Consider the following 7752-nt stretch of genomic DNA (forward strand, 5'->3'; position numbering starts at 1 on the left):
TCTAGGAAATTTCTAGTTTAATAGAAATAGTTCACTAATTATTACTTGATAAAATAGTTTAACGATTGGAAAACCTGCTTTTCCAATCGTTTTTTGTAATTTAAGGAAACGTTTTTAGAAGTATAGTACAATAGAAAATAGGAGTAGGAAAAGTTAGAGAGGTATAATAATGAAAAGATATCAAGCACTTGTATTTTTTGATTTGGACGGAACACTATTGGATTCAAATTCAAAAATTTCTATAGAAAATCGTCAAACGGTTTTGGCACTTAAACAAAATAATATTTTACCTATGATTGCCAGTGGACGATCACCAAAGGAAATTAAACAAATCACAGAGGGAACCGGGATAGATTCCTATGTAAGTTTAAATGGGCAATTTAATGTAGTAGAGAATAACGTTATTTCAAAACACATTATTCCAACCAAGCATATTCATGAACTAATGCAATTTTCAAAAACATTAAACCATTCACTAGCTTGTTATACAGAAAAAGAATATGCGGCTGGTTACGTTAATGACAGCATGAAAAAATTATACCGTTTAGACCATGCTCCGTTGCCTCAGATATCATCAAGTTTTTATAAGGAAAATGAGATTTATATGTTGTACCTTTTTTCAGAGGAAGTAGAAACGGATAAACTTTATCAGGAAAAATTTGCTGAAATATTTACGTTGTTCAGAGATAGTCCGTATTCAATGGCGGTGGTTCTAAAAGGTCAATCAAAGAAAGCAGGAATTCAACAAATTATTGAAAAGTTAGATTTAAACCATTTACCGACATATGCGTTTGGTGATGGTAATAATGATATAGCTATGTTTGAAGCAGTTCATACAGCAATAGCAATGGATAATGCCTCAGATTATGTAAAAAGCCAAGCAGATTTTGTCACGAAATCAAATCTAAATGACGGGATTCGTTTTGGATTGCAGCAATTTAATTTAATCAATTGAAAAGGAGTAGGAAAATGCCAGTAAAAATGATTGCGGTAGACATGGATGGCACATTTTTGAATAGCCAGCAAAACTATGATCGAGAGAAATTCGCACAATTGTATCAAGAGATGAAACAGCAAGGAATACGTTTTGTTATTGCCAGTGGAAATCAGTACTATCAACTTAAATCTTTTTTCCCAGAAATAGCCTCTGAATTATCTTTTGTAGCTGAAAATGGCGCCTATGTTATTTCAGAGGGAGAAGAAATATTTTGTGGAGAGATTGAACCGGAGATTATTCGCGAAGTCTTAGAAATTTTGGCTGATTTTGAAGGTGGGCATGTCATTCTTTGCGGGAAGAATAGTGCCTATATCGCAGAAGATGAACCAGCAGCTTTTGTAGAATATGCTAGTAAATATTATCATCGCTTAAAAAAAGTTCCTGACTTGCTTCAAGTCACAGATGATACCTTGTTTAAGTTTGCTTTGAATTTTCCAGCGGATCAAGTGGAAGAAATGTTAAAACGACTTCAAGAAGTTTTAGGAGATAAGGTGATACCTGTTTCAAGCGGACATGAAGATGTTGATCTAATTATACCAGGAATCCACAAAGCTTATGGGCTGGCAAAGTTGCAAGAACTATGGGGAATTTCAGCAAGTGAACTGGCTGCTTTTGGCGATAGTGGAAATGACTTGGAGATGTTAAAACTTGCCGGCTATAGCTATGTCATGAGTAATGGTCATCCGAAAGTTAAAGTTGCAGCGAAAGAAATCATTTTATCTAATGATGAAAATGGAGTCTTGCTGAAAATAGAAGAATTATTAACAGAACAGTAAGCAAGTGGGGCGAATTTCAATTTTGAATTTGCCCCGGATTTTGTTTGATTAAAAAAATGTTGACATTGTTTAGGAATTATTATATACTGATAAAGTTGAGAAATGAAAGCAGAAGCACCCGCTTCTCGCCTTAGTTGACAGTGTCACTGGGCTAGATATTGGAGATCTTATATCAATGATATAAGTCTGAATAATCGCGGGATCTGTTAACAGAGCCTGTTTTTTATTGTGTTTTTTACAATAATGAACAATAGTTTCAGCGAGTATCTTCTCTTAAAAAACTTGGAGGTGAATGACCATAGCAAAGGATATGATGGTGAACGACGGCATTCGTGCACGCGAGTTACGTTTGATCGGACAAGACGGTGAACAATTAGGTGTTAAAACAAAAGTAGAAGCATTACAAATTGCTGAAACTGCAAACTTAGATTTAGTTCTAGTAGCGCCTAGTGCGAAACCACCTGTTGCGCGAATTATGGATTATGGAAAATTCCGTTTCGAAACGCAAAAGAAAGAGCGCGAAGCTCGTAAAAAACAAAAAGTGATCAACGTAAAAGAAGTTCGTTTAAGTCCAACGATTGACGTAAATGACTTTAATACAAAACTTCGTAATGCACGTAAATTCTTAGAAAAAGGCGATAAAGTGAAAGCTTCTATCCGTTTCAAAGGCCGTGCCATTACCCACAAAGAAATTGGTCAGAAAGTTCTTGATCGCTTAGCTGAAGAAACTGCCGATATCGCGACAGTGGAACAAAAAGCGAAAATGGACGGACGCAGCATGTTTCTAACGCTGGCACCGAAAAACGACAAGTAAGCTAACAAGCTGACAACTAGTTTAACGAGAAATTTTAGGATACTGATTCACTTTTGCCAATTGTTTGGTTGAACAGTATGCGAAATGAAAAGTAGGAGGAAAATTAGTCATGCCAAAACAAAAAACACACCGCGGATCAGCAAAACGTTTCAAACGTACTGGTAAAGGCGGTTTGAAAAGATTCCGTGCGTTTACAAGTCACCGTTTCCACGGTAAAACAAAAAAACAACGCCGTCAATTGCGTAAAGCAGGAATGGTATCTTCAGGCGATTTCAAACGTATTCGTCAACAATTAGCAAGAATGAAATAAGACAGCTTAAAGGACTAGAACAGACCTTGAGCAATATTAAAGCTTGCTGAATTAGAGAGCAAAACTATTCTTGTAACAACTAAGCAATTAAAATAACTCATAGAGACAACAGATATTTAGGAGGAATTAACCATGGCACGTGTTAAAGGTGGCGTAGTAAGCCGTAAACGTCGTAAAAAGATCCTTAAGTTAGCGAAAGGCTATTACGGATCAAAACATACTTTATTTAGAACAGCAAAAGAACAAGTAATGAAATCTTATAGTTATGCATACAGAGATCGTCGTCAGAAAAAACGTGATTTCCGTAAATTATGGATTGCTCGTATCAACGCAGCAGCTCGTATGAATGGCTTAAGCTATTCTAAGTTAATGCACGGTTTGAAATTGGCAGAGATTGATATCAACCGCAAAATGTTAGCAGACTTAGCCGTTAACGATGCAGCAGCATTTACTGCATTAGCTGACCAAGCTAAAGGCGCTTTAAGCAAATAATTTAAAATTGATGTGATAGAAAATGTATGATTCATTTTCTATCACATTTTTTATTTGTGCAAAAAAATCTTTGAAAGCGGATAAAATTCATTTGACAAAAATATCTCTTATCTGCTATCATAATTCTAATTTAAGGAGGTGGTTTTGAGTGAATAGTGACTCGAGCGATGGTGAGCAGAGAATCTTAGTATGTCTATCTTATTTTTTAATTGTATAAACATAATTTTTAGCACGTTATTCTCACAATATGAGTGATGGATAAGGGGCTTGTTTTGTTATACCTAAAATTAAGAAAAAGGATGGAATAAAATGGACAAACAGAAAGATTTTCAGTTAACAATTGATGAAACAATAAGTAAATATGAGATTAAAAAAATTGATGAAGGCTTAGATGAAACACAGGTTCAGCATCGATTAAAAAAATTCGGATTAAATAAATTAGAAGTGAAAAAAGTGCCTAAATGGAAATTACTATTACGGCAATTTAATAATATGATTATCTACATCCTCATTTTTTCTGCGTTACTGACTCTATTGATGGGTCATACTTCTGATGCGGTGATCATTGCAATTGTAGTAGTTGTCAATGCCTTAATTGGCTATTATCAAGAGGCAAATGCTTCAGATGCTTTGGAACGGATCAAAGAAATGTTATCTTCAGAAGCAACTGTTTATCGTGACGGCATCAGAAAAGATATACCAGCAGAAGAAATAGTGATAGGAGATATTGTCTTTTTAGAAGCAGGAGATAATGTACCTGCCGATTTAAGAATTATCGAAGCGGATAATCTAAGAATTCAAGAATCTGCGCTGACAGGTGAAGCTGATTCGGTAGAAAAAGAAACGGAGCCACTAACAAATCCAGACACACCACTAGCGGAACAAAGCAATATAGCCTTTGCTTCGACACCGGTAACATCAGGTAGCGGAAAAGGGATTGTAGTAGCAACTGGAGCGCAAACAGAAATAGGTAAAATTTCTACAGAAGTCAATAATACAGAAGAGCGCAAGACACCTTTAATGAAAGAAATTGATGGTTTAGGGAAAGGGATAACCTATGTCATTATGGCTGTTTCAATTACCTTATTTATCATCAGTTTGTTTTTAGAAACCTATTCTTTATCTGTACTGTCTTTAGCTGTAGTAACGATGATTGTTGGATCAATCCCGGAAGGTTTACCCGCTACGACTTCAGTTGTTTTGGCGATGGGTGTTAGTGATATGGCTAAAAATAAGCATACAATTGTTAAAACATTACCAGCTGTCGAAACATTAGGTTCTGTGGATGTTGTTGCAACGGATAAAACTGGAACGTTAACTAAAAATGAAATGACCGTGAAGGACATTATTTTTGCAGACCGCAGTTTTACAGTTACCGGAGACGGTTATCAACCAGTTGGACAGATTCTTGAACAAGGGAAGCCAATTTCGATGGACGAGCGTTTAAAATTGTTTTTAGAAGTTGGGTATGAGGCAAACGATACAGTTTTAGTTCAAGAAGCAGATCAGTGGAAAATTAATGGTGAGCCGACAGATGGAGCTTTTTTGACTCTATATCATAAAATGTTTGATTGTGATGTAATACCTGAATATGATGAAATTGACATGTTGCCTTTTGATTCAGATTATCGCTATATTGCTAAATTAGTTAACGATCGAAGCAAACAAAAATTGTTACTTATTAAAGGCTCTCCTGACAAACTATTTGCGATGGCGAAAGCTCAAAATCCATCATTTGCGGATACATTCTGGAATCAACAAGTAAGTTCCTTATCTGCGGAAGGAAAACGTGTTGTTGCAGTAGGTTATAAACAAGTTTCTACTAATATTCAAGAAATTACCCACGATTTATTAAATGAAGGCATTGAACTTTTAGGAATTGCCGGGATTATTGATCCGCCCCGCGAAGAAGTAATTTCTGCGCTGAAAGAGATGAATGAAGCTGGAGTCGAAGTCAAAATGATTACCGGCGATCATCCATTAACAGCAAAAGCAATCGGAGAAAAATTAGGGCTTGCGCCTAAAATTAATGTCATTACAGGCTTAGAATTAGATACTTTAGCAAACGAAGATTTTAAAAATGCCGTTTTAAATAATCAAGTTTTTGCAAGAACCACACCTAAGAATAAAATGGAGATCATAGAAGCCTTACAAGAAAGTGGCAAAGTAACTGCGATGACTGGTGATGGTGTGAATGATGCCCCAGCCTTGAAACGAGCAGATATTGGTGTTGCTATGGGGAAAAAAGGAACGGATGTAGCTAAAGATTCAGCTGATATGATCCTAACTGATGATAACTTTGGTACAATGTCTGTTGCCATCCGCGAAGGTCGAAGAATCTACGATAATATTAAAAAAAGTATTTTATTCTTGTTGCCGACTTCATTTGCAGAAGGATTAATTATCGCATTTACAATTTTAATGCAAAAAGAAATGCCTTTACAACCAACACAATTACTTTGGATTAACATGGTTTCTGCAATTACCATTCAGTTTGCATTTATCTTCGAACCGGCTGAAGCAGGTTTAATGAAGCGGAAACCAAGGAAAACGGGCAGCAGCTTATTAAATAGACAAGATATATGGCAAATGCTGTATGTTTCGGTGTTGATGGCAGTGATTAGTATTCTCGCATATGAGTGGTTGTTAACTCAAGGTGTTGCGCAAATTGTTGCAAGTACGATGATGGTTAATATTGTTGTGTTAAGTAAAATCTTTTATATATTTAACATACGAACTAGCCAACCAGTAATATCTGCTTCTTTTTTTACGAACCCAAAAGCGTTCTTGATTATTGGAATTATGTTAGTGCTGCAATTACTGTTGACATATGTTCCATTTATGCAAACCGCCTTCCATACAGCAAATATGTCGTTAACAGGTTGGATGATTGCACTTGTTTCAGGATTTTTTATTTTGGTGGTAACTGAAATTGATAAATTCATTCGGTTAAAATATCAAAAAATAACTGGAGCAAGAAAAATTCCCAATTAAAAGGAATTGGCAATAGAAAATTACTTCAGACGAGGCTGAGATAAAAGTGTTTAGCTCCGAGAACCGGGTAGGTACTGTGCAACATCAACTCGGTTCTCGTTGTGTTTTACAGCAATAAGAAGGAATTCACGAAAATTGCCAAGAATCACCATGAGCTTTCGAATGGATGATGACTGGTACCTACTCGGTGTTCTTCAAATTTTTGAACCAAGTAGGTACTATTCTACATCAGTTCGTACCTCACTGTGTTTCATAGCAATTTCAACTTATTTCCGAAGCCTTCAATTCTTAGAGCTTTAGCTCTTAGAAATTGTTGTGATCGGAACGAAGTGGAGTAGCTGCTTTTTTCTCGCCGTTTATTCGGATCTAGTGAGTGAAATAAAACTGATTTTTAGTTTTGTCCCACTCACGTTGATTCTAAAATAACGGTTGTTTTTAAATTAATTATTTTTAGCTGATTTACTATGGAGAGTGAGTTTGTTATGATTATAAGTAAAGTATAGTTTAAAAAGGAGGATTCAAGATGGCGTATGTGAAAAATTTTTTTATTTTGGTAGGATTATTTCTAATTAGTCAGGTTGGGATGTTTGCGTTTCAAATAGCTAAAGCTATTTCTTTAAATGTAGGGGAAGCGCATATGTCTATGTTAGTATCGATATGTTTAATATTAATAGTTATAGGAAATATTTGGTTGTTAATTTTGTTAGGGAAAAAATTAGGCTTTGTAACGTTTAAATTAGATTTTTTCAAACGTAAAAATGTTTGGATTATTTTAGGTGGTTATTTACTAGCAAGAGTAATTGCCATTGGTGGAACATTACTATTAAACAGTCAAGGATCAGAATCAACGGCAAATGATGCGCTTATTCAAGTGATTTTTACCGGTGAAAATCCTTTATTGATTATATTATTAATTGGCGTTGCTGCGCCAATAATGGAAGAAATTGTATTTAGAGGTGGAATCATTGGCTTTTGGTTGGAAAAATTCCCGATAGCAGCAATTGCAGTTAGCTCAATTTTATTTGGGTTAGTTCATGGTCCAACTAATTTAATTAGTTTTTTGATTTACGGTTTGATGGGACTGATTCTATCTTTAGCTTACTATAAAACAAAACGGATAGAAGTTAGTATGTCTATTCATTTTTTAAACAATATTTTAGCGGCAATTGTGCTGGCTTTTGGGATAGGTTAATTATTAAAAAAAAGAGGCTGAGCCAAAAGCGTTTAGCTCCGAGAAATAAGAAGGGATTCACGAAAATTGCTCTTCAAATTTTTGTGAATTTCAGCTTATTTCCGAAGCCTTCAATTCTTAGAGCTTTAGCTCTTAGAAATTGTTGTGATCGGAACGAAGTGGAGTAGCTGCTTTTTT

The 7752-nt window shown here is 35.3% G+C and carries 7 protein-coding genes and 1 other annotated feature; all 7 genes read left to right on the forward strand.

All coding sequences use genetic code 11. From position 1 onward, the window contains the following. The first annotated feature begins 169 nt into the window (after positions 1 to 169). The 7 genes from C240_RS04590 to C240_RS04620 all read left to right on the forward strand — a co-directional run bounded on the left by C240_RS04590 (position 170) and on the right by C240_RS04620 (position 7575). A complete protein-coding gene (locus C240_RS04590) occupies positions 170 to 955 on the forward strand; it encodes a Cof-type HAD-IIB family hydrolase (protein WP_271491591.1) in 786 nt (261 codons plus the stop codon). Between the two features lie 14 nt (positions 956 to 969). Then, positions 970 to 1773, forward strand: coding sequence for a Cof-type HAD-IIB family hydrolase (locus tag C240_RS04595; RefSeq protein ID WP_271491594.1), 804 nt, complete (start codon positions 970 to 972; stop codon positions 1771 to 1773). Between the two features lie 100 nt (positions 1774 to 1873). Next, positions 1874 to 2005, forward strand: a sequence feature (ribosomal protein L20 leader region). A 60-nt stretch (positions 2006 to 2065) separates the two neighbouring features. Beyond that, positions 2066 to 2587, forward strand: coding sequence for a translation initiation factor IF-3 (gene infC / locus C240_RS04600; RefSeq protein ID WP_271491598.1), 522 nt, complete (start codon positions 2066 to 2068; stop codon positions 2585 to 2587). Positions 2588 to 2696: 109 nt separating this feature from the next. Beyond that, a complete protein-coding gene (rpmI, locus tag C240_RS04605; RefSeq protein ID WP_154774319.1) occupies positions 2697 to 2897 on the forward strand; it encodes a 50S ribosomal protein L35 in 201 nt (66 codons plus the stop codon). 132 nt (positions 2898 to 3029) lie between these two features. Beyond that, on the forward strand, positions 3030 to 3389 hold the full coding sequence (rplT, locus tag C240_RS04610; RefSeq protein WP_271491605.1) for a 50S ribosomal protein L20: 360 nt from the start codon (positions 3030 to 3032) through the stop codon (positions 3387 to 3389). 309 nt (positions 3390 to 3698) lie between these two features. Then, positions 3699 to 6383: an HAD-IC family P-type ATPase gene (locus tag C240_RS04615; protein ID WP_271491607.1), complete on the forward strand. Its 2685-nt coding sequence runs from the start codon at positions 3699 to 3701 to the stop codon at positions 6381 to 6383. Between the two features lie 523 nt (positions 6384 to 6906). Further along, positions 6907 to 7575: a CPBP family intramembrane glutamic endopeptidase gene (locus C240_RS04620; protein WP_271491609.1), complete on the forward strand. Its 669-nt coding sequence runs from the start codon at positions 6907 to 6909 to the stop codon at positions 7573 to 7575. The last annotated feature ends 177 nt before the right edge of the window (positions 7576 to 7752 follow it).

Source organism: Enterococcus sp. 5H, from assembly GCF_028128615.1.
Lineage (GTDB): Bacteria > Bacillota > Bacilli > Lactobacillales > Enterococcaceae > Enterococcus_L.

Excerpts from the sequence above, each read along its gene's own strand:
- rplT (WP_271491605.1), top strand. The coding sequence starts at position 3,030 with ATGGCACGTGTTAAAGGTGGCGTAGTAAGCCGTAAACGTCGTAAAAAG.
- C240_RS04590 (WP_271491591.1), top strand. The coding sequence starts at position 170 with ATGAAAAGATATCAAGCACTTGTATTTTTTGATTTGGACGGAACACTA.
- C240_RS04615 (WP_271491607.1), top strand. The coding sequence starts at position 3,699 with ATGGACAAACAGAAAGATTTTCAGTTAACAATTGATGAAACAATAAGT.
- C240_RS04620 (WP_271491609.1), top strand. The coding sequence starts at position 6,907 with ATGGCGTATGTGAAAAATTTTTTTATTTTGGTAGGATTATTTCTAATT.
- C240_RS04595 (WP_271491594.1), top strand. The coding sequence starts at position 970 with ATGCCAGTAAAAATGATTGCGGTAGACATGGATGGCACATTTTTGAAT.
- rpmI (WP_154774319.1), top strand. The coding sequence starts at position 2,697 with ATGCCAAAACAAAAAACACACCGCGGATCAGCAAAACGTTTCAAACGT.
- infC (WP_271491598.1), top strand. The coding sequence starts at position 2,066 with ATGACCATAGCAAAGGATATGATGGTGAACGACGGCATTCGTGCACGC.